General features: G+C 55.2%; 19 protein-coding genes. All 19 read left to right on the forward strand.

The window, feature by feature from the left end; all coding sequences use genetic code 11:
• Nucleotides 1–48: 48 nt before the first annotated feature.
• Nucleotides 49–1,725: a type 2 periplasmic-binding domain-containing protein gene (locus AAFN83_RS17590; RefSeq protein ID WP_347771729.1), complete on the forward strand. Its 1,677-nt coding sequence runs from the start codon at nt 49–51 to the stop codon at nt 1,723–1,725.
• Nucleotides 1,726–1,936: 211 nt separating this feature from the next.
• Complete coding sequence (locus tag AAFN83_RS17595; RefSeq protein WP_347771731.1) at nt 1,937–3,847, forward strand: sensor histidine kinase; 1,911 nt, start codon at nt 1,937–1,939, stop codon at nt 3,845–3,847.
• On the forward strand, nt 3,825–5,384 hold the full coding sequence (locus AAFN83_RS17600; RefSeq protein ID WP_347771733.1) for a response regulator: 1,560 nt from the start codon (nt 3,825–3,827) through the stop codon (nt 5,382–5,384). Before AAFN83_RS17595 ends, AAFN83_RS17600 begins: the two co-directional genes overlap by 23 nt.
• A 241-nt stretch (nt 5,385–5,625) precedes the next feature.
• Nucleotides 5,626–5,916, forward strand: coding sequence for a sporulation transcriptional regulator SpoIIID (gene spoIIID, locus AAFN83_RS17605; RefSeq protein ID WP_347771735.1), 291 nt, complete (start codon nt 5,626–5,628; stop codon nt 5,914–5,916).
• Nucleotides 5,917–6,097: 181 nt separating this feature from the next.
• The gene (gene mreB / locus AAFN83_RS17610) at nt 6,098–7,111 is read left to right on the forward strand and encodes a rod shape-determining protein (protein WP_347771737.1); all 1,014 of its coding nucleotides are present in this window, start codon (nt 6,098–6,100) and stop codon (nt 7,109–7,111) included.
• A 42-nt stretch (nt 7,112–7,153) separates the two neighbouring features.
• On the forward strand, nt 7,154–8,095 hold the full coding sequence (locus tag AAFN83_RS17615; protein WP_347771739.1) for a flagellar hook-basal body protein: 942 nt from the start codon (nt 7,154–7,156) through the stop codon (nt 8,093–8,095).
• 6 nt (nt 8,096–8,101) lie between these two features.
• Entirely contained in the window at nt 8,102–8,962 is an 861-nt protein-coding gene (locus AAFN83_RS17620; protein ID WP_347771741.1) for a flagellar hook-basal body protein, read from the forward strand.
• Nucleotides 8,963–9,006: 44 nt separating this feature from the next.
• Nucleotides 9,007–9,294, forward strand: a complete 288-nt coding sequence (locus AAFN83_RS17625) for a DNA-directed RNA polymerase subunit beta (protein WP_347771743.1) — start codon at nt 9,007–9,009, stop codon at nt 9,292–9,294.
• Nucleotides 9,295–9,391: 97 nt separating this feature from the next.
• Nucleotides 9,392–9,904 (forward strand): CDP-alcohol phosphatidyltransferase family protein, encoded by a 513-nt coding sequence (locus AAFN83_RS17630; protein ID WP_347771745.1) that lies wholly within the window; start codon nt 9,392–9,394, stop codon nt 9,902–9,904.
• Between the two features lie 170 nt (nt 9,905–10,074).
• Nucleotides 10,075–10,512 carry a 3-hydroxyacyl-ACP dehydratase FabZ gene (gene fabZ, locus AAFN83_RS17635; RefSeq protein ID WP_347771747.1) on the forward strand — a complete coding sequence of 146 codons (438 nt, stop codon included), beginning with the start codon at nt 10,075–10,077 and terminating at the stop codon, nt 10,510–10,512.
• A 74-nt stretch (nt 10,513–10,586) separates the two neighbouring features.
• The gene (locus tag AAFN83_RS17640) at nt 10,587–12,284 is read left to right on the forward strand and encodes a phospho-sugar mutase (RefSeq protein WP_347771750.1); all 1,698 of its coding nucleotides are present in this window, start codon (nt 10,587–10,589) and stop codon (nt 12,282–12,284) included.
• A gap of 167 nt (nt 12,285–12,451) precedes the next feature.
• The gene (locus tag AAFN83_RS17645) at nt 12,452–14,503 is read left to right on the forward strand and encodes a DUF5693 family protein (RefSeq protein ID WP_347771752.1); all 2,052 of its coding nucleotides are present in this window, start codon (nt 12,452–12,454) and stop codon (nt 14,501–14,503) included.
• Nucleotides 14,479–15,624: a polysaccharide pyruvyl transferase CsaB gene (gene csaB, locus AAFN83_RS17650; RefSeq protein ID WP_347771754.1), complete on the forward strand. Its 1,146-nt coding sequence runs from the start codon at nt 14,479–14,481 to the stop codon at nt 15,622–15,624. Before AAFN83_RS17645 ends, csaB begins: the two co-directional genes overlap by 25 nt.
• Nucleotides 15,625–15,630: 6 nt before the next feature.
• Nucleotides 15,631–16,374, forward strand: a complete 744-nt coding sequence (locus AAFN83_RS17655) for a WecB/TagA/CpsF family glycosyltransferase (RefSeq protein WP_347771756.1) — start codon at nt 15,631–15,633, stop codon at nt 16,372–16,374.
• Between the two features lie 306 nt (nt 16,375–16,680).
• Entirely contained in the window at nt 16,681–17,760 is a 1,080-nt protein-coding gene (locus AAFN83_RS17660) for a glycosyltransferase family 4 protein (RefSeq protein ID WP_347771940.1), read from the forward strand.
• A gap of 231 nt (nt 17,761–17,991) precedes the next feature.
• The gene (locus AAFN83_RS17665) at nt 17,992–21,762 is read left to right on the forward strand and encodes an S-layer homology domain-containing protein (RefSeq protein ID WP_347771758.1); all 3,771 of its coding nucleotides are present in this window, start codon (nt 17,992–17,994) and stop codon (nt 21,760–21,762) included.
• Between the two features lie 416 nt (nt 21,763–22,178).
• A complete protein-coding gene (locus tag AAFN83_RS17670; RefSeq protein WP_347771760.1) occupies nt 22,179–24,989 on the forward strand; it encodes an S-layer homology domain-containing protein in 2,811 nt (936 codons plus the stop codon).
• A gap of 123 nt (nt 24,990–25,112) precedes the next feature.
• Nucleotides 25,113–25,565 (forward strand): hypothetical protein, encoded by a 453-nt coding sequence (locus tag AAFN83_RS17675; protein ID WP_347771762.1) that lies wholly within the window; start codon nt 25,113–25,115, stop codon nt 25,563–25,565.
• A gap of 93 nt (nt 25,566–25,658) precedes the next feature.
• The gene (locus AAFN83_RS17680) at nt 25,659–25,937 is read left to right on the forward strand and encodes an alpha/beta-type small acid-soluble spore protein (RefSeq protein ID WP_347771764.1); all 279 of its coding nucleotides are present in this window, start codon (nt 25,659–25,661) and stop codon (nt 25,935–25,937) included.
• The last annotated feature ends 100 nt before the right edge of the window (nt 25,938–26,037 follow it).

Here is a 26,037-nt window from a genome sequence, read left to right on the forward strand (position 1 = left end):
CGAGGATTGATAATACATCTGACAATTTACGAAAAGGGGTATAACAAGATGGGCAAAACGCGAAAAATCGCTGCCTCCCTGCTGGCCGCCTCCATGGTCCTTTCCCTGGCCGCTTGCTCGGGAAGCAAGGACTCGAAGGGAGCGAGCCCCGCTCCAACGAATGCCAATCCTTCCGAGTCTGCCGCTTCCACCGCACCTTCCCTGAACCCGGATGAACCCGGCTGGAAGGGCGACACCACTCCGATCACGTTCGATTGGTACCTGAACTTCTCCTGGTTCCCGAACAAGTGGGGAGTCGACAAGACGAGCCAGTACGTCACCAAGAAAACCGGCGTCAGCGTCAACTTCATCGTTCCGGCCGGCAACGAGAACGAGAAGCTGAACACGATGATCGCCTCCGGCAAGCTGCCGGACTTCATCACGCTCGGCTGGTGGGAAGACGCCGTGAAGAAGATGATCGAAGGCGACCTCGTGCTGCCGCTGAACGAACTGGCCGATCAATACGATCCCTACTTCTTCAAGGTAGCGGATGCAGCGAAGAGAGGCTGGTACACGCAGGAAGACGGCAACGTCTACGGATACCCGAACTCCTCCGCTTCTGCTGCGGACTATGAGAAATACGGAGAATACTTCACCTCCAACCAAACCTTCGTCGTTCGCAAGGACATGTACGAAGCGATCGGCAGCCCGGATATGAGCACGCCGGAAGGCTTCCTGAACGCCCTCAAGGCGGCCAAGGAGAAGTTCCCGGACATCGACGGCCAGCCGATCATCCCGATCGGGATGAACGAATTCGGTGAAGTGGGCAATAGCTCGCTCGAGGGCTACCTGCAAAACTTCCTTGCCATCCCGCAAGAAAAAGACGGCAAGCTGTATGACCGCTCGACCGATCCCGAGTATATCAAATGGTTGAAGGTGTTCCGTCAGGCGAACCAGGACGGCCTGCTTGCAAAGGACATCTTCATCGACAAGCGCGCGCAAATGGAAGAAAAGATCGCTCAAGGCCGCTACTTCGCCATGCTGTTCCAACGGACCGACTTCGCGAATCAGAACATCTCCCTCTACCAAAAGGATCCGAACAAGGTCTACATCGCGGTGGACGGACCGAAGAATGCAAGCAGCGCTCAGCCGACGCTTGCCGGACCGAGCATCTCGGGCTGGACGGTGACGCTGATCTCCAAGGACGTCAAAGACAAGAAACGCGCCATTCAGTTCCTGAGCTACCTCCTCAGCGAGGAAGGGAATAAGGACCTGTACCTCGGGGAAAAAGGCGTGTCCTATGATACCATCGACGGCAAGGATCAATTCAAGCCGGAAGTACTGGAGCTCATGAACAAGGACCGCTCTGCGTTTGACAAGGAATTCGGCTCTTCTTATACCTTCTGGATGATGCAGGACACGAACATGATCCTTCAATGGGCTCCGCCTTCCGTCGAGCCGAGCAAGCAGCTGGAAGACTGGACGAAGGGCAAGTCCGTCAGCATGTCGCAGTTTGACAACATCAGTCCGACGGGCAATTCCGAAGAGGGCGTAGCCGCCAACAAGATGGCTCAGCTGTGGGGCAAGGCGCTGCCGAAGCTGCTCATGGCGAAATCGGATGAGGACTTCGACAAAATTTGGAGCAAGTATCAGGATGACATCAAAGCCGCCGGCAAGGACAAGGTAGACACCTACAAGCAAGCGGCCTATGAGACGAACCTGAAGAAATTGAACGCCGCCAAGTAAGAAACGAAACGGCAATAAAGGCAAGCCTGACCCTGGACTTCGGTTGTCGGTCAGGCTTGTTCCTGTGTTATGCTAGAGCGTGTTTACAAACACGATCTAAATAAGTTGAACGTATGCAGCGGTAGAGAAGCACGGAGAGAAAGGTTGAAGCCGGAGGAGCGCAGCGTTCGCCTCCGCAGACGAGATCAAGAGCAGGCAAGGCGGGGATTCCATGGGTAGAAGGCTTCGAGGGACGCATGGGCAATCGTTTTCCTTCATGGACAGAATGTCCATTCAGGTCAAGCTTATCCTGTCCTATATCATCATCATTCTGGTGCCGGTCCTCTTCTTTTCGTGGTACCTCTTTAATCAGATGTACTCGAATACCATCAAGGAAGCCACCCGCAATTCCGAGTACCGGCTCGAAATCGAGAAGAACAACATCATCAACAAGATGATGATGATGGAAAGCACGGCGCAGATCGTCGCATCGGATCGCTCCGTCACGGAGCTGCTCACCGCACCGGTGGAGCCGAGTACCGCGGAGCTGGTGCAGTTTAACGATACGACCCAGCAAAACCTGCTCAACCTGATCTTCAGCAATCCCATGATCTCCAGCCTGCGGATTTTTACGGATAACCCGAATGTTCCTGAGTTCTGGCCGATCATTTTCAATGAAAGCCGGGTTGCCGACAGGCCGTGGATACGAAAGACGAAGGAACTCGGCGAGATGGTCTGGTGGGAGATCGGGGAGAACGGGAAGGAGATCACCAAGCGCTACGATGCCGAAGGCAAGTGGACGGAGCCCTATGTGATGCTTCTGAGAGGGCTTCGGCAGTATAATAAAACCATCGGAGTCATCGAGATGAGCGTGCGGCTGGAAGACTTCTTCTCCAGTGCATTCAGCAGTGTGCAGGACCCCAATGCCCAGATGGTGATCATCGACCGGAACGGCAAGGTCTACGCCAACAAAAATGCTCCCTTTTACAACGACATCGGAATCAGCGAGATCAAGCGCCAGCTCTCCTTGCACAAGGCGGGGGACGCCAGCCAGTTCTCGTTTTCCTATAACGGACAGCCCTATCTGGTCATTCCGTCCAGTATTGACGAGCTGGATGCTCATGTGCTGAGTGTGGTAACGATGAAAGAAGCCCTCTCCACGATCACGCGTTGGCGCAATACGATCATCATCGCCACCATCGGGCTCATCGTCCTGCTCTCGCTTATCACGTTCTTCCTCCACTCGCTCATTTTGAAGAAGCTCACGATCCTGAGGGATTCCATGAAAAAGGTGCGCAAGGGGGACTTCCAGGTGGACATTCCCGTAAACGGCACGGACGAAGTGGGAGAGCTAGCGTTTCATTTCCGCCAGATGATGAAGAAGATCAACGAGCTCATTGTCGAGGCGGTCAATCGCCAGGCGTCGGCCAAGGAAGCCGAGCTCCGCAGCCTCAGGAATCAGATCGATTCACATTTTCTCTACAATACGCTGGAAAATTTGAAGATGATGGCCGAGATCGAAGGCCAGTACACGCTCTCCGATGCGCTGACCTCGCTCGGCAGCATGATGCGCTACAACCTCCGCTGGACGAGCAACCATGTCCGGCTCCGGGAGGAGGTGGCCCATATCCAGCATTACATCGCCATCATGAACATCCGCTACGACAACCGGCTGGGGCTCCATCTTGACATTCCCGCCCCGTTCCTGGAGCAGGAAGCCCTGAAGATGTCCCTTCAGCCGATCGTGGAAAATGCGGTGAAGCACGGCATGAGCGCAGAGCAGCCTTTGTCCCGGCCGCTTACCGTGACGATCCGGGTGTACAGCCGCGGCGACCAGATGCTGATTGAGGTGGAGGACGACGGCAACGGGATGCCTCCAGAGCGCCTGCGGGACCTCAACCTCATGCTTCGGATGGAGGATGCGGAGGTGCAGGCCATGCGCAGCCGGATGCCGAAGGCCGATCAGGAAGGAAACGGCATTGGGCTGCGCAATGTCGACCAGCGAATCGTCATGTACTATGGCAAGGAGTACGGCATTCGCGCAGAAAGCCAGGAGGGTGTCGGTACCCGAATCATCATGACCTTGCCTTATCTCATCTTGACGGGAGGTCCGTTGCCCGATGCGCCATCTGTTGATCGTTGACGACGAACCCAATATTCGAAACGGGCTCAAGGCCATGATCGAGCGCCAGTTTCCCGACCGCTACCGCATCACGCTGGCGGGGGACGGGCAGGAGGCGCTCGCCGTCGCTGCGAAGGAAGGCGTCGAGCTCATCATCACCGATATCCGCATGCCGATTATGGACGGCATGGATCTTCTTCATCGGCTGGAGGGCGTCGAGCCCAAGCCCGATGTGATCATCCTGAGCGGCCATGATGATTTTCAGTACGCGCGGGAGGCAATTCGCCACGAGGTGAAGGATTACCTGCTGAAGCCGATCGTGCGCGACGAGCTGTTTCGCGTGCTCACCCGGCTGGAGGGCGAGCGCAAGCGGCAGGAGGAGCGGGAGCAGCACTCGCTCTTGTCCGGGCGGCTGAAGGAGGAATTCATCGCAGCCGAATACAACTTCGTGCTCCTTCACCGGGAGATGCCGCCGGAGACGGTGCGGGAGCACCTCACCCATGCCGAGCAAAGCTGGCTGGACGAGGGCTACTATGCCGCGGTCCTCAAGATATCGGAAGCCCGCCAGCCTGACAATCGGGTGGAGCTGCTTGCCAAGGTCGACAGCCTCCTTCAGGAGCTGCTGGAGCCGAAAGAGCCGTTCTCCCGGTTTTACGACAAGGACCATCGGCTCGTCCTTCTCGCCCGCCGGGAGGAAGTGTTCACGCAGCTCGCCGAGCGAATTCAGCACCATAGCTTCTTTACCGTACGAATGGGAATCAGCGAGCGGATGGTTCGGCTGGAGCAGATCCCCAGCGCTTACGGGCAAGCGGCTCAGGCGCTGAAATACTTCTTGCTGCAATCCTCCCCCGGCGTGATCCGGTACGGGAGCGTCTCCCATCGCGACAAGAGCTATCTTTTGCCTGCGGAAGAAATCCAACGGGTGGCCAATATGCTGGGCAGCGACCGGGAAGTCGAAATGAAGCGGCTGCTCCTTCGCATCCTTGACGTGAAGACGGTGCTCCGCTTCGACATCGGCTATTTGGAAGGCATCAGCTCCATGATCAACGAGTTCATCTTCGACAAGGTTTATAAGCTGTACGGAGAAGAGTCGATCGAGATCTTGAAGTCTTACCGGGAAGCGGGAAATATCTACAACTTCGACCATTTCCACGATTATTTTCACAGTGTGGAGAGCCTGCTCGGCAGGCTGAACCAATATATTCGCCAGATTCGCACGGTACACAGCGATCCGAGGGAATTCGACAAGGCGGTCGATTATATCCACCAGCATTACCAGGAGAACCTGAACATGGCGATGGTCTCGAACCACGTCTCGCTCAACTACACCTACTTCAGCCAAGCCTTCAAGGAGTACACGGGCGAAAGCTTCGTTTCGTACCTTCGCAGACTGCGCATTCAGAAGGCCAAGGAGCTGCTGGAGAAGACCGAGGACAAGGTGTATGAGATCAGCAGCCAGGTCGGGTTTGAGAACGCCAAGCATTTCACCCGCATTTTTCGCGAAATGGAGGGCGTCACCCCTCTTGAATACCGGGCTCAAAAAAGGCTGCTGAGCTAAGCAGCACTATTCGACACCTGCTAGGGCGGCGGCACATCGTCCTGGCAGGTGTTTTCCTATAGTAGGAACACAATCTTCTTCTCTGCGCAGATCGGCGCATCTTGTCAGCGGTTTCGCACGTTCCATGATCCTGCACTAGACCAGGACAATCCCCCTGCAATTCGTTGTACGAACACAGCATATCTAGGCCCGCCCCTCATATAATGTACCAATTCCAACTGGAATCAAGGAGGCGAGGCGAGTGCACGATTACATCAAAGAACGCACCATCAAGATCGGACGCTGCATCGTGGAAACGAAACACACGGTTCGCACCATCGCAAAGGAGTTCGGCGTTTCCAAGAGTACCGTACACAAGGACTTGACCGAGAGGCTCCCGGACATCAACCCTGATCTCGCGAACCAGGTAAAGACCATTCTGGAGTACCACAAATCGATTCGTCACTTGAGAGGAGGAGAAGCAACCAAGATCAAATACAAGAAGTCCCCCCGACAAAAAAATCAAGAACAACTCGTATCCGCCCATTCCTGATTCTTCTCGCCAGCATCCGCTCTCTTGTTCGGACCGCGAAGAATCGGAACAAGGAGGATTTTTTATTTTTATGGCGAATTTTGTATAAGCAAACGGGGTCCGTGCGCCGATAATAGAGGAAGATGCGGTTTTCACGGCCTCCTATTTCAAGAGCGGACGATCAGGGAGGATCAAGAGCGGGATGTTGAGCAAGGATATCGGGATTGATTTGGGGACAGCCAACGTGCTGATCTATGTGAAGGGGCGGGGGATTGTCCTCGATGAGCCTTCCGTTGTCGCTATCGAAAGCCAGACGAAACGCGTTCTGGCAGTAGGAGAGGAAGCCCGGAGGATGGTAGGTCGAACTCCGGGCAACATCATTGCCATCCGGCCCATGAGGGATGGCGTGATCGCCGATTTCGAAATCACCGAGATGATGCTCAAGTACTTCATCGGCAAGATCGGAGCGAAGTCATGGCTCCGCAGCCCGCGGATTCTGATCTGCGGGCCCACCAACATGACGAGCGTGGAGCAGAAGGCGATTCGCGAGGCGGCGGAGAAGAGCGGCGCCCGCGAAGTGTTTCTGGAAGAAGAGCCGAAGGCAGCCGCCGTTGGCGCCGGGATGGACATCTTCCAGCCAAGCGGCAACATGGTGGTGGACATTGGCGGAGGGACGACCGACGTCGCCGTCATCTCGATGGGCGACATCGTGACCTCCTCCTCCCTCAAGGTCGCAGGGGACAAGTTCGACGCTGCGATCATGAAGTACATCAAGAATAAGTACAAGCTGCTGATCGGAGAGCGAACCTCGGAGGAAATCAAGGTTCGCATCGGAACGGTCAGCCCGAGTTATGTGGACAAGCAGATGGACATCCGCGGGCGGGACATGGTAAGCGGGATGCCGCAGACGGTGAACATCACCTCGGAAGAGGTGAGGGAGGCGCTTCAGGAGCCGATCTCCCACATCATCGCCTCGGCCAAGACCGTCCTGGAACGGACCCCGCCCGAGTTAGCCGCCGATATCATCGACAAGGGCATCATCCTGACCGGAGGCGGCGCTCTGCTGCATGGGTTTGATCAGCTCCTCAGCCAGGAGCTGCTGGTACCGGTGTTGATCGCGGAAGACCCGATGCACTGTGTCGTCAAGGGAACCGGCATCATGCTGGACAACCTGGACAAGGTGGCGCGCAAGCATATGGGCACGAGTGGAAGATAAGAACAAAGGCAATGCAAATCTGAAGGACAAGCGGGTGAGCCGATGATCAGGGGACTCTACACAGCAGCGGCGGGAATGATTGCTGAGCAGCGCAAGCACGACACCGTCACAAACAACATAGCCAACCTTCAAACAGCGGGGTACAAGCAGGTCAATGCGATCTCCCGCTCTTTCCCGGAAATGCTCATCGCTCTTTCAGGTGGACAAGCCAGCGGCGGGACCTCTCGTCAAATCGGCCGCCTGAATACCGGCGTCCTGGCCGAGGAAGATCCCTCTCTCTACGTACAGGGCGATTTAAAGGAGACGAGCAACAAGTTCGACTTCGCCATCGCGTCCAATATTGAGTCTCCCAATCTGGAGTTCAATGGAACCGGCATGGCATTCGACGCGGACGGCAACCGGGTCTTCCAGCGGCAGCTGTTCTTCACCGTGCAGTCGCCGGAGGGTGAAACCCGCTACAGCCGCAGCGGGAACTTCGAAGTGAACGCGGCCGGTGAGCTCATGACCGCGGAAGGCTATCGGGTTCTCGGACTGGACGGCCAGCCGATTGTTCTGGTGGACGCCGCAGGACGGGCGATCCCCGAGGTAAAGGCAACCGAGGACGGCCGCTTCCTCAACGCGGTGACCGGAGAGCCGTTGAGGAATGCCGCCGGTCAGCAAATGGGGCTGCTGCTCTCCGTTGTGGAAGACCCGAACCGGCTGGTTCGCGAAGGGAACAGCGTCTACCGGGTTAATGCTGGCGAAGAGGGGACGGTTACGGCGCTTGCGGATAACGCCGGGGTCCGTAATGCCGAGTTCGGCAACTGGGTGGATACGCACCAGGCTGCCATTCGCCAGGGATACCTGGAGCAGTCGAACGTCGATCCGGCGCAGTCGATGGTCGAGCTGAACAACGCCCTTCGCGCTTATGAAGCCAACCAGAAGATGGTTCAATACTACGACCGCAGCCTCGAAAAAGCGGTTAACGAAGTCGGGAGGGTTTAACGAGCCATGAATCCATCTCTTATTTCCTCCATGAGTTCCATGAATGCCCTGCAGCGCAAGCTTGACATTCTGGCCGACAATATGGCAAATTTGACTACCACGGGGTACAAACGCAAGGAAGCCAATTTTGCCGATATTCTGATGAACGTCAAGCAGCAGCCGCAGGCATTCCAACAGAACGGCCGGCTGTCTCCGCTCGGCTATCAGCAGAGCTGGGGAAGCCGGATCAGTCAGGTGCAGTATGACTTGACGCAAGGTTCCTTGAAGGAGACCGGGCTGGACACCGACCTCGGCATCGAGGGAGACGCCTTCTTCGAAGTGAACGCCAATGGGCAGACGGCTTACACCCGGGATGGGGCTTTCCAGCTGGTTTCCCGGGCGGGAGATACGCAAAACCAGTATCTGACGACTGCGGAAGGCCACTCTGTGCTCGATTATGCCGGGAACCCGATCCGGGTGCGGAACGGCTATGACGTTCAGATTGCGACGGACGGAACCGTTATGGAGTACAAGCAGAACGATCCCGATGACAAAAGAGTGGCGGGTCGTGTGAAGCTGGCTGTAGCCGTAAAGCCGCAATATTTGGAACAAATCGGGAATAATCTCTATATTGTACCTCGGGACATGGATAATGCTGCGGCTCAGATCGTACGCGATGCCGTGGCTGCTGATTTCGACGCGGATTCCCCCAACCGAACCGTCGATACGCCGCTTTCCATCCGGCAGCGCTGGCTAGAGCAGTCCAACGTGTCCATGTCCGACGAAATGTCCGACCTCCTGCTCGTGCAGAGGGCCTATCAATTGAATGCGCGGGCATTGACCTCCGCTGACACCATGATGAACCTCGCCAACAACCTTCGAGGTTGATTGGATCGGAGGAGGCAGCCAGCCGCGCAAGTGAGGAGGAAGCCATGTCGCCTCAAGAAGAGCGCCAAGCTCCTGTCGAATCAAAACGCGAAGCAGATCGGAAATCAGATCCGAACCGAGCAAATGGAACGGAACCTGCCGCCGGCAAGCCGAAGAAGCGGAAGAAGAGCCGCCTGAAGCTGTGGATTCGCATCTCGATCCCTTTTTTGTGCGTTCTTTTTCTGTTTGCAGGGATGACCATCGGGTATGTCTATGTGGGCAAACAACCGATGTCCGATATCTGGAAATGGGAGACGTGGAGACACGCGTTTGATCTGATCTACGCACCATAATTCCGTTTCATAGGCTCCCTGGCTCAGGGAGTTTTTTTTTCGACGTTTCCTAGGTATAATGGAGGGATGGAAATCCTTCAACGAGGAGAGCAGACCTTTGACATTACCCAATGTCTTGACTTTGTTGCGTTTTCTGCTGATTCCCGTGTACCTCTATGTCTTCTTGAGTGGACACGAGACATCGGCTTTTCTGATCATGCTGCTCGCCGGCCTCACGGATGTGCTGGACGGGTACATTGCCCGTAAGCGGCAGCAAGTAACGGAGCTTGGCTCGATGCTCGACCCGCTGGCAGACAAGCTGATGATGCTTACGGTGGTATTTTCCCTCCTTTATATCAAGTGGATTCCGTGGCAAGCGGCTGCGGCCGTTGTCTTTCGCGATGCCGGGATGATCGTCGCTTCCGTACTGTTCAAAGTGCGGGGGAAAAAGACCGTTCCTGCCAATGCGATGGGCAAGCTGACCACGGTGCTCTTCTATTTGGCGATTCTTCTGATCGTCATGAGGGTGAAGCATTCCGTGCCGTTTCTATGGGTTGTGATCACCTTCTCCTTCCTCACCACCTCGATCTATGCCATCTCGGTCAAGCGAGTTAACGAGGAAGGGAACTAAGCGTGTCATGGCGACGAGGCCGGTGGATGGCCCGAACCGGTAACAGGCGGGTGAGCAAGCTTTACGAGGCTGTCCATGGCCGCATAGGGCGGCTGGCTCCGGGGAACCGGATGGCTGGCTGACAGCTGGTGCAATTCCATACTTAGAGTTCATTGGAAAGGGGCGGCTCGATGTTTACTGCAAAGGAAATTCAGGAGATCATTCCGCATCGCTACCCGTTTTTGCTGGTAGACCGCATTCTTGAGGTTGAGGCAGGCAAGCGGGCGGTGGGGGTGAAGAATGTCACCATCAACGAACCGTTTTTTGCCGGTCATTTTCCCGGGTACCCGGTTATGCCCGGTGTACTGATTGCGGAAGCGCTCGCTCAGGTAGGAGCGGTGGCGCTGCTGCAGGTTCCCGCCAACAAAAACAAGCTGGGCCTGCTGGCCGGCATCGACGGCTTTCGGTTCCGGGGGCAGGTCTTCCCCGGGGATACCCTGACGCTTGAGATGACCGTGACGCGGTTCAAAGGCTCGATCGGCAAGGGGCAAGGCGTCGCCAAAGTAGGCGACCGCATTGTGGCCGAGGGAGAGCTGATGTTTGCGCTGGCGGATCGACCGGCGGAGTAAGCCAACAAGACAAACAAGGAATTTACAAGAAGCAAGACAACATGGAGAACGAGTGGGTTAAGGAGGAATTTGACATGACGGAAAATGAACGGGTAAGCGCGGAATATCGCCTCTGGCTGGAAAAGGGCGACGAAGAAACGAAACGGGAACTGGAAGCCATTCAAGATCAACCGAAGGAAGTGGAGGATCGCTTCTATCGCGATTTGGAATTCGGAACGGGCGGCATGCGCGGCGTGGTTGGCGTTGGAACGAACCGCATGAACCTGTACACGGTGGGCCGGGCCTCTCAAGGGCTGGCCAACTACCTGCTGCAGGACACGAGCCGCTCTCACTCGGTTGTGATCGCGTACGACTCGCGGAACAAATCGCCGGAGTTCTCGCTCGAAGCCGCTCTGGTGCTTGCCGCAAACGGCATCAAGGCCTATGTCTTCGAAAGCCTTCGCCCGACGCCGGAGCTGTCGTTCAGCGTGCGCGAGCTCGGCTCGTCAGCCGGGATCGTCGTCACCGCAAGCCACAACCCGCCGGAATATAACGGCTACAAGGTATACGGTCCGGACGGCGGCCAGATGGTTGCGGAAGCAGCCGGTGCGGTCATCGCCGAGATCGGCAAGCTTGATATTTTCACGTCCGTGAAGCGTATCTCCCGCAGCGAAGCGGAGGAGAAGGGGCTCTTGAACTGGCTCGGTGAGGAAGTGGACGCGAAGTTCATCCACGCCGTCACCTCGGTCAGCCCGAACCCGGACACCGCCAAGGAAATGGGCGACAAGGTCAAGATCGTTTACACGCCGCTGCACGGAGCAGGGAATCTGAGTGTTCGCCGCGCTCTGAAGGAAATCGGCTTCCGCGAAGTTCATGTGGTGCCGGAGCAGGAGCAGCCGGACCCGCTGTTCTCGACGGTGAAGTCGCCGAACCCGGAAGAACGCGCTGCCTTCACGCTTGCGGTGGAGCTGGCCAAGAAGATTGATGCGGATCTCATCATCGGCACCGACCCGGACTGCGACCGGATGGGCGCGGTCGTCCGCGACGCATCGGGCGAGTACAACGTGCTCACCGGGAACCAATCGGGTGCGATCATGGTCCACTACCTGCTCAGCAGCCTGAAGGATCGCGGGGCGATTCCGGCGAACGGAGCCGTGATCAAGACGATCGTGACGAGCGAGATGGGCGCGGTTATCGCGAAGAGCTTCGGCGTAGAAGTGATGAACACGCTGACCGGGTTCAAATACATCGGCGAGAAGATGACCGAATTCGATGCAACGGGCAGCCATACGTTCCTGTTCGGCTACGAAGAAAGCTACGGCTACCTGGCCGGCAACTATGCCCGTGATAAAGACGCTGTTGTGGCCTGCATGCTGATTGCCGAAGCGGCTGCTTATTACAAAAAGCAAGGAAAGACATTGTACGATGTCCTTCTGTCGCTGTATGAGGAGTACGGCTACTTCCTGGAGAAGCTGGAGTCCCGTACCCTGAAGGGCAAGGAAGGCGTGGAGAAGATCCGCGGCATCATGGAAGACTGGCGCAAGAACCCGCCGGTGGAAGTCAGCGGGGTGAAGGTAGCCGAGGTGCTGGACTACTCGCAAGGCATCCAAGGGCTGCCACGCGAAAACGTATTGAAGTACGTTCTCGCTGACGGCTCGTGGTTTACGCTTCGTCCGTCCGGTACGGAACCGAAGATCAAAGTATACTTTGCCGTTAAAGGTGCAACGGCGGAACAGTCCCGCGACCTTCTCACCGCCCTGTCGGATGTCGTTATGGCCCGCGTAGACGCTTAATCGCCTTCCGGCCGAACGGGGGATCCGCCTGGATTCCCCGGTCTGAGGTGAATATCGGCTAATCCGCTCGGCTCGAGCGGACAACGGGTCCTCTTGAGGGCAGGAGCATGCTCCTGCCGCAAGCGGACCTTTTTGCCGGAATTTGAATGGAACAGGAGTTGGACAGGTTGAAAGGGTATGCCAAATGGAACCGCCTCGCCCTCAAGGGGCTGTGGATCATGGTGGTGCTGGGGCTGTTGGCCTCGCTGCCGCTCGCTTATGCACGGATACAGACCGAACGCTCCACGGACCGAGTCGAGTTCGTCATGGATTATCGCGACCTGCTCGAAATCAGTGCGGTCAAGGATGACCCGCAGGCTTTCGTCTCGACGCAGCTGGAAGAGCTGAAGAAGGCGGGTATTCGCTCAGTCGCCGTCTATGAGGCGACGCTGAGCGAGCTTCAGCTCGCCCGCCGCATCTATCTGTTCACGGAGAAGGACGTCTCCCTTCTCGTCGGCAACTTGGCCTCGCCTCGGGAGAACAACACTTACCTCCTGTTCGCCGACGAAGCAACCCGGGCGAAGCTGCAGCCGGAGATTACGTATTGGTTCAGTCAATACAAGCTGACCACTTCGGAATGGAACTACCAGGGGCGGCCGGGTATGGTAATCAATGCCTCTCCCGACGAAGCTGTCCTTAAGCCGCTTGGCCCCGACCCGATCGCACTTCAAGACCTGAAGGAGAAGGGGTTCCGCATCGTTCCGCGGATCTCGAATCGTCACCAGCCGTATGTTCAGGATGACATGGACAAGATTTTGTCCTCCTACGCAGCAGCTGGGGCCAAGACGATGATCGTCGAAGGCGATTACGTTCCCGGTTATGGGGAAGACGATGCGAACCACATCGATGATTTCGCCGATCTGATGGACAAGCATGGCATCGGACTGGCTGCCGTCGAGCTGATCAAGACACCGGGAGGCATTGGGACGCTTGCCTCCAAGCTTCATTACAATGTGCTTCGCGCCCACTCGTTCACGGAAGCCGATGCAGACAAGCTGTCCCCGACCCTCTCTACCGAAGAGCTGGATAACCGGATCAAGACGGCGTCCGATCGGTTTGTGCTCGCGGTCAAGGACCGCAACATCCGCATGATCTTCCTGAATGCCCGCGCATTCCGGAATGTCGACAAGGCGACGCTTACCGATCCTCTTGCACCGCTCTATCGCTCCCTTCAAGGGAAGGAGGGGGCCATTGAACGCATAGAGGCAGCCGGGTACAAAACGGACAAGGGGCCGGCGCTCCAATTTGTCCTGACCGAAAGCCCGGTTCCGTCGCTGCTGAAGCCTTTTGTGGTGGCAGGGGCCATCGCGTTCGTGACCTTGCTGGTCGCGGCGTTCTTCCCGTCGCTGGCGCTTCCTGTTTACGCGCTCGGCTTGGTAGGCGGAGGCGGGTTGTATGTGCTTTCTTCGATCATGCTCTACAAGCTGCTCGCTCTTGCTGTTGGCGTAAGCTCCGCCAGCTTGGCGATGATTCTCGCGATCAAGCGGCTTCGCAAGCCTCGGGCCTCCGAGGCGGCTAGCGGAGCGGTCGTGAACCTGTTCCTGCGCACTACGGTTTTGTCGCTCCTTGGAGCTGTTTACGTCGTGGGGTTACTCAATCATATTTCGTTCAGCCTGCTGCTCAACCAGTTCACCGGCGTGAAAGCACTGGGCGCTCTGCCCATCGCCATCGTCGCCATCTACCTCTTGCTGTTCAGTGAAGGCCAAGGTAAGGGAGAGCAGGTGCGCAAGCTGAAGCGCCTCCTGGCTTCCCCCATTACGGTGCTGTGGGTGGTGGCAGCTGTTTTCCTCGGGGGAGCGATGCTGTACTACATGTCCCGTACGGGCAATGAAGGGCAAGTAAGCGGTACGGAAATGGTGTTCCGCTCCTTCCTGGAAAACACCCTTGGCGTCCGTCCCCGGAACAAGGAATTCCTGATCGGTCACCCGCTCTTTATCCTTGGGGCTTACGTGTGGCTCCGTTATCGCAAACCTTTCGGACTCTGGCTATTCGCTCTTGGGGTGATTGGCCAGGTCGATATGGTTGGAACATTTACCCACCTGCATACGCCGGTCTTCATCTCGGCCATCCGGGTGGGCTACGGCCTCCTGCTCGGCGCGGTGATCGGCTTCGCACTCGTCGGCTTGTGGAATCTTGCGGCAAGGGGTTGGAGGAAATGGGCAGAACCGTTCGTCAGGTAGTTCTCTCCGGCTATTACGGCTTCCGAAACAGTGGAGATGAAGCGGTGCTTCAATCCATCCTTCTCGCCCTCCAAGCGGAGGGGGAGCGGGCGGGCGTTGCCATTGAACCGGTCGTGCTTTCGATAGACCCGGCTTGGACGGAGCGGATGTACGGCGTGAAAGCCGTGCATCGGATGAAGCTCGGGGAAGTGCTTTCCGCCATCCGGCAGAGCGACGGCTTGATCAGCGGCGGCGGAAGCCTGCTGCAGGATGCGACGGGCAAGCTGACCATTCCGTATTATCTCGGTATTTTGAAGCTGGCCCAATGGCTGGGCAAGCCAACCTTCATTTACTCGCAGGGGATCGGCCCGGTGGGACGGAAGGTCTTTTTCGGCCCGATCCGGCGTACCTTCGCCCGCTCGGCCTATGTCTCGGTACGGGATAAAGAGTCCGCGGAGCTGCTCAAGCGGATGGGGCTCCGCCGGCCGGCAGAGATCGTGCCGGATCCCGTCATGGGCTTGCCGCTGCGAACCTCGGCTCCGGCTGAGGAAGCAGCCGTAGCAGGTCACGAGGAGCAAGCCGAACGGGTAGGCTCGCTGCCGGTCATCGGCGTGTCGGTCCGCTTCTGGAACGAGGACCGCTCGGAGCTGGCTGCTCTCGCCGATGCGCTGAAACAGATTCGCCGCGAGCGGGCGGTGGAGGTGCGCTTCCTGCCCTTCCATCTGCCGGATGACGAGGAAGCCTCGCGCGAAGTCATTCGGCGGATGTGCGCAGAGGACGCGCCGGATGTGCGGATCGCCGGCGGGCTCGACCACCCGCAGGCGATGCTCGCGGCGGTGGGCGAATGCAGCCTCCTCATCGGGATGCGCCTGCATTCGCTGATCTATGCCGCTTCGCAGCAGGTGCCGGTGGCCGGCATCTCCTACGACCCGAAGATCGACCAGTTCCTCGCGCGGCTGAAGCGAACCGCGGTCGCCTCCACGGAGCGCATGGACGCAGGTGTCATCGCCCGGGAGTCGCTTCTCTTGCTCGATTCCCGCGAGGCCTGGACGCGGACGGCGGGGCCGCTGATTGATACGCTCAAGAGCGAAGCTCATCGGCCCGCCGAGCGGATCGTGGAACTGCTCGCGAAGAAAGGATGATCTTTGTTGAGACCGGACATTCCTTCCGTTTCCCTATACGGTGTACCCTTTAGCAAATTAAACTTTTCGCAGACCGTCGATCGGCTCGTACGCTTTGTGGAAGAGAAGGAGCCGACCCAAGTGGTCACGGCGAACCCGATCATGTTGATGGCCGCGCTTGATGATCCTGCCTACATGGACATGATGCTGCGGGCGGATATCATCGTGCCCGATGGAGCCGGCGTCGTCTGGGCCACCAAGTACATCGGCAAGCCGGTGGCGGAGAAGGTAGCAGGCATCGAACTGATGCACGAGTTGATCCGCATCGGGGAACAGCGAGGCTGGAAGGTTTACCTCCTCGGCACCGCTCCCGATACGATCGAGGTTGCGGCGGCCAAGCTCAAAGAACGCTATCCGAAGGCAATTCTGGCGGGCTATCGAGACGGGTACTTCAAGTCCGATCAAGATCGGAAGGTCATTGAGGAGATCCGCCAAGCGGCTCCCGACCTGCTCTTTGTAGGCAGAGGTGCCGATACGCAGGAGCCTTGGATCGACCGCTACAAAGAAGCGCTGGGCGTACCGCTGGTGATGGGGGTCGGGGGGAGCCTCGACATCCTCGCCGGTAAGCTGAAGCGAGCGCCGGGCTGGATGATTAAGCTTCGGCTGGAGTGGTTCTATCGTTTGGCCAAAGAGCCGACCCGGTTCAAGAGAATGCTTGTCCTGCCGAAATTTGCTATGAAAGTGATGAGAGACAAAGAAAACTTGAAATAATGCCGCAAATCCCCCGCCAAATCGACGATTGGCGGGGGATTTGCGCGTTTCGCTGGTTTGTCTAGCGGGTTACATGTTATTATAGTGAGATAGGAGCCGCTGAGTGCTCTTTTCCATGCCTGAAAGGAAAGATAGTGACAAGGCTGGGGAGATCGACTCAAGAGGGTATGCAGCGGCTAATGCAAGAGTGGCTTCCGGTGAGGAAGTCCTACGAAATCTCAAGTCATAGGCCCATAGAGATCAAACAGGGCCTTCACCATGGCAGAAGAAGTAAAGGGGTTGAAACCATTGAGTTGGTGGATTTACATGATCGGCTTTGCCGCATCCATTGCGCTGTCTGTACTGCTTACGCCGCTCATGTCCAAGTTAGCTCACCGTGTTGGTGCCGTATCCGTCCCCAATCACCGCAGCGTTCATACGAAGCCGATGCCGCTTCTCGGCGGTTTGGCTATTTTCCTAGCATTCATCCTCTCCTACTTCATTGTAAGTCCCGGTATTATCTATAACGATAAGGATAATGTTGCGCTTGGCCTCATCCTTGGCGGATTTGTTATCGCACTCACCGGTGCTCTGGACGACCGGTTTAACCTATCGCCTAAGCTGAAGCTGCTCGGTCAGTTCCTTGCCGCCGGCATCGCCGTCTCCTTTGGGCTTGAGATCGATGTGGTTAACATTCCGTTCAGCAGCTCTCTTCCGATCAACGAGGCGTGGATCAGCATTCCGCTCACCCTTCTCTGGATCGTAGGGGTTACCAATGCAATTAACCTGATCGACGGCCTCGACGGTCTGTCTGCAGGGGTATCGAGTATCTCGGCCGGGACGATTCTCGTTGTAGCGGTGCTTATGCCTTACTCGAATCCGATGGTCATCCTGCTTTGCCTGCTTCTCATCGGCAGCTCGCTTGGATTTCTCGTCTTCAACTTCCATCCGGCGAAGATCTTCATGGGCGATTCGGGTGCCTTGTTCCTTGGCTACGCGCTCTCGATTCTGTCGATCATGGGCTACAAGCAAGCTACGATCGTGTCCTTCCTCGTGCCGCTCCTCGTACTGGGCGTGCCGATCTCCGATACGCTGCTGGCCATCGTTCGGCGCAAGCTGAACAACAAGCCCATTTCCGTTGCGGACAAAGGCCACTTGCACCATTGCCTGATGAACCTGGGGTTCAGCATGCGCAAGACGGTCCTCATCATTTATGGCATTTCCGCCGCCTTCGGCTTGTGCGCGATCCTCATGACCCAGAAGCAAAATTGGGTAACCGTTATTCTGGTCGTCGTGATTCTATGCGGCCTGGAGCTCGGGGCTGAATTTATCGGCATCATGGGCAAGAAGAAAAAGCCGGTGCTTCACTTCCTGCAGCGCGCTTTGACATCAGGGAAATCGAAATAATTCATTCTTTTCATACATGAACAAGGCTCGGTCCTCTTGGACCGGGCCTTTCCTTTTTACGGACAGATTGTCAGGTTGGGCTAAAGTATCGAGTGCCCTTGTCCGATAACCATGGTAGAGAATAAGGTTTTCCGGCAAGCTGTAGTAAAGGAGGAGCATCGTTTGCGCCAGCCGGGCCTGCACCGCCGTCAAGCAGCATCAATCGATTTTGAATCACAAGGAGGATTCCTCTTGGCACAGCATGCGAAGAAATGGTTGAGCATCGCCCTGATCTTTTCCCTACTTGTCGCTCTCGTTCCGGCACCTGCTCAAGCGGCCGGCGCGTCGATCATGATAACCGGACTCTATACCACGACCGACAGCCAGGTAAACCCCGCAACCGGAAAACCGATAGACGACAGCAGCATCCCGCGTTATACGTCCAATCCGATCACCCTTCGCGCGAACGTGACGGGGATCAGCGAAGAACAAGTACAAAGCATTTTCTATGAAGTGTACAACCCGGATACCAAGCAGACGGTCATCGAAAAGCTGAATAAGGCGACCTTAAGCGGCAATCAGATCGTGTTCAACAATGTAACCCTAACAGAGGGATTGAACCGAATCACGATCAAGATGGGGACGGACAGCTCCGGCGTTTCTTCTCCTCCCGGTTGGGCTTATTTGACCACGGTTACGAACATCACGAACCTGAAGATTGGGGAAGAGGTCTTTCTCGATGGCGGCATTTACCCGAAGAAGCCTCTGGAGAATACGACCAATAGCCTGACCATCACCGGTACGGCTCAGAACTCGACGCAGGTCGAGGCATCGGCGATGGGGGTAGAAGGGACGCAAACGACGAGCTTCCCGGACGGCTTCTTCTCCTTCACCATCAAGAACGATGACTCCTCTGATGCTTCCTCTTTGAGCGGCTTCAACCTGAAGCCCGGGGATAACCTGCTCACATTCAAGGCCTCCAACTCGAGCACCTTGAGCTACTACCTGCTTCAGCGCTCGTTTGTCTATGACAATGGCAAGGCCTTTGCTTTCCACACGAATGTAAAGGCGGCTGGAGCTTTAGACGCCACCTATCAGCTGTTGGCATCCAGCCCCTTCGTGAATAACAGCAATGTGACCCTGAAGACCGACTTCAAGGTTCCGGTCAGCAATGGCGCGTTGAAATACGACCAAGTTATCTTTAAGGCCGGTGGGACAAGCACGCCGGTAACATTCGCGTCTATGACCGAGGATGCGTCGCAGTCCACCAGCGCCTATAAGGTCTTTACGTACACCGGAAACCTTGCGCTTACCAGCACGCACCGCAAGGCGCAAACGATCGTCTTGGAGTTTTCCAACACGACTAATGCGGCAGTAAACCCGTTCGAGCAGACGTTCACGATCACGTACGTCAATGCTTCCAGTCCGACCGTAACCTCTGTCGGGATCGGGTCTTCTACGGCCGCTGCGAACGTTGATGCAGAATTTACCGAGCTTGCCCCCGTCAGTACCGTGACCGAACTGCCCCGCAAGCTGCGCATCAACACATTGAATGCGGATAAAGTGCAGGTCAAGATTGATGGAAAGATCGTTGCTGATAAAACCATTGTCACGAACTATGGTGAATATATCCTGGATGAGATGCTGAACGGGCAGCACACGATTACGTTTACCCCTTATACAGGAACGACGGTTGATCCAGCTAATAGCGTTAGTTATACACTAAATATTAATGTTGCCCCGTATGTCATCTTGACCAACTTGACGAAGGGTCAGGTCTTCCAGGATGTCATCACTCCATTTGCCAATAATAAGCTGAATGGACGGCTGGTGAACGTCTCCCAGACCGAAATGCCCAATGTCAGAATCTCGATTAACGACGGACAAGAGGATACCCTGAACGCGGCACTTAGCGGCTTCAAGTATGCCGATGGTCGATTCACCGGTCAGTTTGCCTACGATGTAACCTCTACAGCGTTTCTGAACGGACTCAATACAATCAAATTCAGCATCTACAACAACAAGGTGCTTGTGTCGAAGGTAACGTACGAGTTCTTCTATTATAAGGATTCGGCTCCGAACTTCGTTTCGGTCTATCCCGAGAATACGAATACGAACGACTTCATTCCTGGTTCCATAACCGATACGTATTCCACCCAATTGGACAGCGCTGTGATTAAGGGTCAGTTGACCGGTGCGACGAGCATGAAACTTACGGTTCGTGCCACCAACGCACAGGGTGAGCCGGTTTCTCGCTCGCAAACGATCACAAGCTTGTCCGGCAGGACGATCGGAAGCCCGGAGAGTGTAGGTGATTTTGACTGGAACAATGCGATCTTCTTCACGGCGGGCAAAATCAGTTCAACCACCTTCTCGACGGAAACCATTGTTCTGAGCAAGTATAGCGACACGACCTTTGAATTCGAGATTACCAATGCCTCGAACATCAAGGTGACTCGGACGATCACGATTCGCCGCGAGCCGCTTCCTTACAAGATTACGTTCCCAACGCTGATTACGAATGCGAAGGGAGAACTGCAAGCGAACATTACGAGCAATTACCAAACGATCGAGCTTACCTCGGAAGGCGCTGACCAACTTCTGTTCGGTAAGGTAGAGGCTAACGAAGTAGCCCCCAATACCTTCTCCTATGAAGCTCGAAATCTGAAGTCTGGGAAGAACAGCATCAAGTTCACCGTTGTAAAAGGAAAATCGAAGATCAACGGGACGCTTGTTCTCAACTATGCAGATACGCCAGTTGAAGGAGCGCGTTACAAAACGCAGCTCGGCTCAAGTTTAAAGGTGTTTAACAACCAGATCCAATTGAGCTTCCCGAAAAACACCTTCTTGACGCGAAATGATAAGTCCACAAAGCCGGATCTCTACAGCGAGCGCTACTTGCTCTTCGGTATTGCCAACGGCACCTCGGGGCAGTTGGTTGATCGAGACGAGGACTACTATGCGACGAGCCCCGATCTTCCGAATCAACTCGTGGATCGCACAGGGCGTTTCTTGCCAGCGAGTCCTCTCTATTACATGGATGCGGGCTATGCAATGGTAAAAGCCATTGAACCATCTCCAGACAATGTGAACAAGGGCGGGGTACTTCCATTTGCCGTTAGTATGATCGGGAAGAAAACGCCGGGCGACGGACCGACTTATCTGCCTTTCAACAACCGTTCCGCAACGGATAACCTTATCACAAACCAAATGGGCAAGCTTACCCTCCAATATGATCCCAAAGTTACCCCGTCGGCATGGCGGTACGTAACGGTCATGCACTTCGGGTTCCATGTTAATGAAGCGGGAGTAACCTCTTCGATTCCGACCTGGAAGAATGTCGGAGGTGTTGTGGATACGAGCAAGAACACGATCACCGTTCCGTTCCAGGAGTTCGGCTATTACCGGGTCTTCTACCTGTCCAACAGCTGGCCGGACGTAATCAATCATCCGTGGGCGCGCAACGAGTTGGACGCCTTGTATGCCAAAGGCTACATGTTCAACCTGCAAAACAATGCCTTCGTTCCGAGTGAAAATATCTCTCGCGGTGAATTTGCACAGCTTCTTGTGAAGATTTTCGATCTGCCGCTGAACTACTCCGGCAAATTGTCCTTCATTGATGTGAGCCCAAGTCAATCGACGGTGACCCGCGATTACCGTTATATCGAGACGGCTGCACGGGCCGGTATCATCCGGGGGGTGACAGAGCAAAGCTTCGCTCCTACCCTATCCATCACCCGTCAGGATGCGGCTGTCATGATCGCAAGGGCTGGGAAGCTTAAGCTGGGGACGGATCCAGACAAGTCGCTGGCGGCTCTGCAAAAGGCATTTACCGATGCGAAGATCATTGATTACTACGCCCGTACCTCGGTAGAGGCCGTTAACAAGGCCAAATTTATAACGGGTAAAGAAAACCTCTACGACAAGGGGACGATGAGTTTTGATCCGCTGAGCCCCTTCACCCGTGCGGAAGCTGCAGTCGTGGCTATGCGGGTACTGAAGAATCAGGGCAAGGTTCCCTGATAGGCAATAGAGTGAGCCAGGCCTTCCTAGTCCGGAAGGCCTGGCTTTTTCAAAAGTTTTTTACAGAAAACTTTGAAACCCCGCAACTTTTCCTTAAAGCCTGCGTTTAAGTAGGTGATGAAAAACGGTAAGAGATACTATGGCGCGACTATAGACCAATCTCTTACAAAACCGGTCGCCACAAAAATCCCCTTTACGCTGCTTGGCAAGCCAGTGTATAATTGGAAAGGTGGCCGCAGAGCCTATTTTTCTATCTTCGTTTACAAGTTTCTGTTGCCTACTGGCAACAGGCTAACCACATATTCACGCTCAACTCTGGGAAGGGGGTGAAACACACAATGAGGGAATCGAGCTCAATCTTTTCCAAGAATCAAGTACAGACATTGACGTTTTTCCAAGGAGGAGAAAAAAAGGTTATGAAGAAAGTTTTGACACTTTTCCTTGCCGTCTCCCTGGTTTTCGGCGCATTCGCAGGCATTGCTGGTGCAGCTGAACTCACGACGGCACAGAAATACGACGCTATGGCAGAAGCCGGTATCTTCAACGGCAACAACGCCAACGGCGACCGCGATCTCGACCAACCGATGACCCGTGCTCAACTGGCTAAGGTTATCACCCTGACCCTCGGTCTGACCGAAGATGCCACTGCTGCTAATGCTTACAAAGATATCGTAAGCTACCACTGGGGCAAACCTTTCATCGGTGCTGCTGTTAAAGCCGGCATCATGAACGGTGTATCCGCTACGGCTTTCAAGCCGAACGCGAACATGACGATTGAAGAACTGGCAACGGTTCTCGTTCGTGCCGCTAAGCTGGAGCCGAAGGCTGACGCTACGGTTGATGGCAAGGTTTCCGTTTGGGCTAAGGGCTATGTAGCCGCTGCTCTGGAAGCTAAGCTGATCGTAGCTGGTTCCGACTACACGGGTAACGCTCTCCGCTCTGCTCTGGTAGACGGTGCTTACACGCTGTATGCTCCGAAGTCTTCTGTAGCTGTTGACAGCGCCGCTGCTGTTGGCGTGAAGAAGTTCGAAGTGAAGTTCAACCAAGCAGTTGACACGGCTAAGGCTACCTTCGCTGTGAAGAAGAGCAACATCACCGTTAACGTTGCCAAGACCACTTGGTCTGACGACAAGAAAGTTGCTACGCTTGAGCTGGCTGCCGCTACCTCCAAGGGCGACTACGTAGTAACGGTTGGCGGAGTTGTTGACCCGGCTGTTACCAAGACGGTAACGGTTGAAGATCAAAAGGTTGCCAAAATCGAGTTTGCTTCGGAAAAGGCTCCTCTTGACCGCACCAGCACCAAGAAGATCTCTGTAGCCTACAAGATTCTGAACCAATACGGTGAAGATATCACGACGGCTCAATATGGCGACGTTGATTTCACTTCTTCCAAGGGTGTTATCACCAAAGCCAATGGCTCCCTCTCCATCGAAGCTACTACCGACTTCATGATCGATGAAAAGGTTGCTCTCAACGCGTTCCACAAAACCGCTTATGTGTACCAACAACAAGTCCTGACGGTAGCCCCGAAGGCTGTTGTTTCGACCATCAGCATCGACAAGGTTGCTAACACGGTTAGCGCTTCCCAAGGTCTGGAAGTTGGCCAAACGGCTGCAAACTTCAGCCTGTATGTAACCGCTAAGGACCAATATGGCGTTAGCGTTGATCCGACCATCCTTCGTGAAGATGTAATCGTCACGATTTCCTCGCCGGATCTGACCTTCGCTACCACCACGGTAGGCGGCGCTACTTACGCTGACTTCACCAAGGATAGCAGCAACAACATCGTCCTGAAGCTTGCTTCCACCGCTAAGGACTCCAGCAACGCCCTGACGGGCAAGATCGCTACGGGTGGCAAGTTCACCGCTACGATCTACCTGAAGAACAGCGCTGGTCGTGCTTCCCTGGATCTGGACGTTAAGGCTGCTGTTAAAGTAGCTACGCTGTCGATCTCTGCATCGGATCTCGTGATCAACGGTGAAAAGAACGAACTTCCGTTCACCGCTGCTGACCAATTCGGTAACCCGATCACCAACGCTGACGTTCTGAACGCAACTGCTAACTTCATCTCCGCTCCTACGGCTACGGGCGCTAACGTTCCTGCTGGTGCTCTGCGTTTCGAGCAAGACTATGTAAACAAGACTGCTAAGCTGTACCTTGACCTGACGGGCGCTACGGCAACCGACAAGTCCTTCCCGGTATACATCTATGCTTATACCGAAAAGTCCCAAGTTAACACGAGCCTGACGGTTCAAGCTAATGCAATTCCGAAGGTTGTCTATGGTGTGAAGAACATCTCCAACAACCTGGCAGTTGAAGGTACGGCTGCAGCAGCAACCTACTTTGACGCTACCCAAGTTCAAGTGTATGACCAATACAGCCGTGCAAAACTGCTGTCCGATTTCTCTGGCTACACGGTTAAAGTAACCAAGGATTCCTCCGACGCTATCAAGGTAACCCCGGATGGCAAGGGTGGATACACGGTTGATGCAGCTGAGAAGGGAACTTCCGCTGTTAACGTGAAACTGGTTAAAGGCACTGACGAAGTTGCAGGAAGCGACATCAATGTTGGTTTCCGCGTAGTTGAACTGGCTGACATCGCTGCTTATAAAGTATCCGATGTTGCGAAGCTGTACGCTGGTACCGATGGTCGCCAAGCTGGCCACACGAAGGCAGTCGAAGTTGTAGGCCTCCTGGCTGACAACACCGAAGTTGCTGTTCCGGCTAATGCTACCTTCTACCACGTTGTTGCTACCGCAACCAACCCTTACTACACGGTAAACGGTGTTAACCTGACCGGTACCGGTGCTTCTACGATTGGTCCAGACAAAGAAGTTACGACTCAAGTAACGGTTGAAGCTGTTACCAACGCTGGAACGAAGTACTACACCAAGGACGTAGTCGTTAGCACGGTTGCTCCTCGTGTAGAAACCACTTCCTTCCGCTCGAGCGGTGCAGTAACGAAGGTATCTGATTCTCTGCTGACGGTTACCGAAACCTACGCTAAGACGGCTACGGCTACCACGCTGGCTGATCTGGCTGTGAAGACGGTTGACCAATACGGAGTTGAAATTACCGGCGCTGCTAAGTTCGCTAGCACCAGCGTATCTGCCTTCTCCGTATCGGGTAAAACCCTGAACACGGTTCAAGCTGGTCAAACGTTCGTACTGAGCTACCTGACTCCGTCGGGCAAGTCCGGTTCGATCACGGTTCAAGTTATCAAGTAATTTGCTACAACCCATAAAAGAACCTGACTTCGGTCAGGTTCTTTTTCTTTTTCCAGCAAATTTCGCAACTTCCGGACAGGCTGGGGAGTCTAACCTCTTAGTAATGCTCCAAGGAGGGAAATCATGCAAAAGAAGTGGACCTATGCAGCCGCAACGGTTTTGCTGGGCGCAGCTGTTTTCGTCGGTTCTTCCTTAAGCTCGTTCACGAAGGCCGATTCGGCCGTACAACCCGGATCAGCCGATGATCCTGTCGTAACCAAGAGTTACGTGGACCAAGCGGTCCGTTCCGCAGGTGGAACGGGCGGCGCAAGTGCAGCGGTGACCAACGTGACGTTAAGTGCAGGCCAAGTATTGATCGGTAACGCCGGTACCGAATTCATTGTCCGTACGGGCAGTACAAAAGCGTATAGCAAGGATGGAAGCGGCATTCCAGATTTGACGGATGGGAAGGACCTCACCGATGGAGTGGGCGTTCCGAAAAACCACTTGCTCCTCTTCCCGCGTGATGGACGCGGAGTTACGGCAGTTACGACCAGTATCGTCATGGTTCGGGGATCTTATACCATTAAAAACTAAGGCATAGGCAACCTGACAAGCCAGTAATTCCATAGCGTAATCGTCTTCTTGAGGGCACACCCTACGGGTACAAACTCAAGGAGGTGGGTTGAGATGGCAAGGAACAACAAGATGGTCGTTCCGGAAGCTAAGCAGGCACTGAATAGCCTAAAGTATGAAGTGGCAACCGAATTAGGCCTTCCAGTTGGACAGGCTTACACAGCCGGAGGGGCGGACACAGAGTTTGCTGGAGAATTGGGAACAGGTTCATCAGCCGGTGGCTACCGCAAGGATTACTGGGGGTACTTGGCATCCCGTGATAATGGCGCGGTTGGCGGCGAGATCACCCGTCGTTTGATCGAGAAGGCGGAAGAGGCCCTTTTCCGAAGCTGATTCGCGTTTTTCTGGGTCTTCAGTTGAATTGACAGGCTTCCTTTTTTTAAGTACTATACTGTAAAGAAGGTCATCCCCAACCTTTTCCGATCCGGAAAAG

The organism is Gorillibacterium sp. CAU 1737 (assembly GCF_039888655.1).
Taxonomy (GTDB): domain Bacteria; phylum Bacillota; class Bacilli; order Paenibacillales; family NBRC-103111; genus Gorillibacterium.

Bases quoted from the DNA above. Each gene is read 5' to 3' on its own strand.
- AAFN83_RS17590 (WP_347771729.1), top strand. From the start codon at position 49: ATGGGCAAAACGCGAAAAATCGCTGCCTCCCTGCTGGCCGCCTCCATG.
- AAFN83_RS17625 (WP_347771743.1), top strand. From the start codon at position 9,007: ATGTCGCCTCAAGAAGAGCGCCAAGCTCCTGTCGAATCAAAACGCGAA.
- AAFN83_RS17675 (WP_347771762.1), top strand. From the start codon at position 25,113: ATGCAAAAGAAGTGGACCTATGCAGCCGCAACGGTTTTGCTGGGCGCA.
- csaB (WP_347771754.1), top strand. From the start codon at position 14,479: ATGGGCAGAACCGTTCGTCAGGTAGTTCTCTCCGGCTATTACGGCTTC.
- AAFN83_RS17660 (WP_347771940.1), top strand. From the start codon at position 16,681: ATGATCGGCTTTGCCGCATCCATTGCGCTGTCTGTACTGCTTACGCCG.
- fabZ (WP_347771747.1), top strand. From the start codon at position 10,075: ATGTTTACTGCAAAGGAAATTCAGGAGATCATTCCGCATCGCTACCCG.
- AAFN83_RS17680 (WP_347771764.1), top strand. From the start codon at position 25,659: ATGGCAAGGAACAACAAGATGGTCGTTCCGGAAGCTAAGCAGGCACTG.
- AAFN83_RS17615 (WP_347771739.1), top strand. From the start codon at position 7,154: ATGATCAGGGGACTCTACACAGCAGCGGCGGGAATGATTGCTGAGCAG.
- AAFN83_RS17620 (WP_347771741.1), top strand. From the start codon at position 8,102: ATGAATCCATCTCTTATTTCCTCCATGAGTTCCATGAATGCCCTGCAG.
- AAFN83_RS17600 (WP_347771733.1), top strand. From the start codon at position 3,825: ATGCGCCATCTGTTGATCGTTGACGACGAACCCAATATTCGAAACGGG.
- AAFN83_RS17595 (WP_347771731.1), top strand. From the start codon at position 1,937: ATGGGTAGAAGGCTTCGAGGGACGCATGGGCAATCGTTTTCCTTCATG.
- AAFN83_RS17670 (WP_347771760.1), top strand. From the start codon at position 22,179: ATGAAGAAAGTTTTGACACTTTTCCTTGCCGTCTCCCTGGTTTTCGGC.
- mreB (WP_347771737.1), top strand. From the start codon at position 6,098: ATGTTGAGCAAGGATATCGGGATTGATTTGGGGACAGCCAACGTGCTG.
- AAFN83_RS17640 (WP_347771750.1), top strand. From the start codon at position 10,587: ATGACGGAAAATGAACGGGTAAGCGCGGAATATCGCCTCTGGCTGGAA.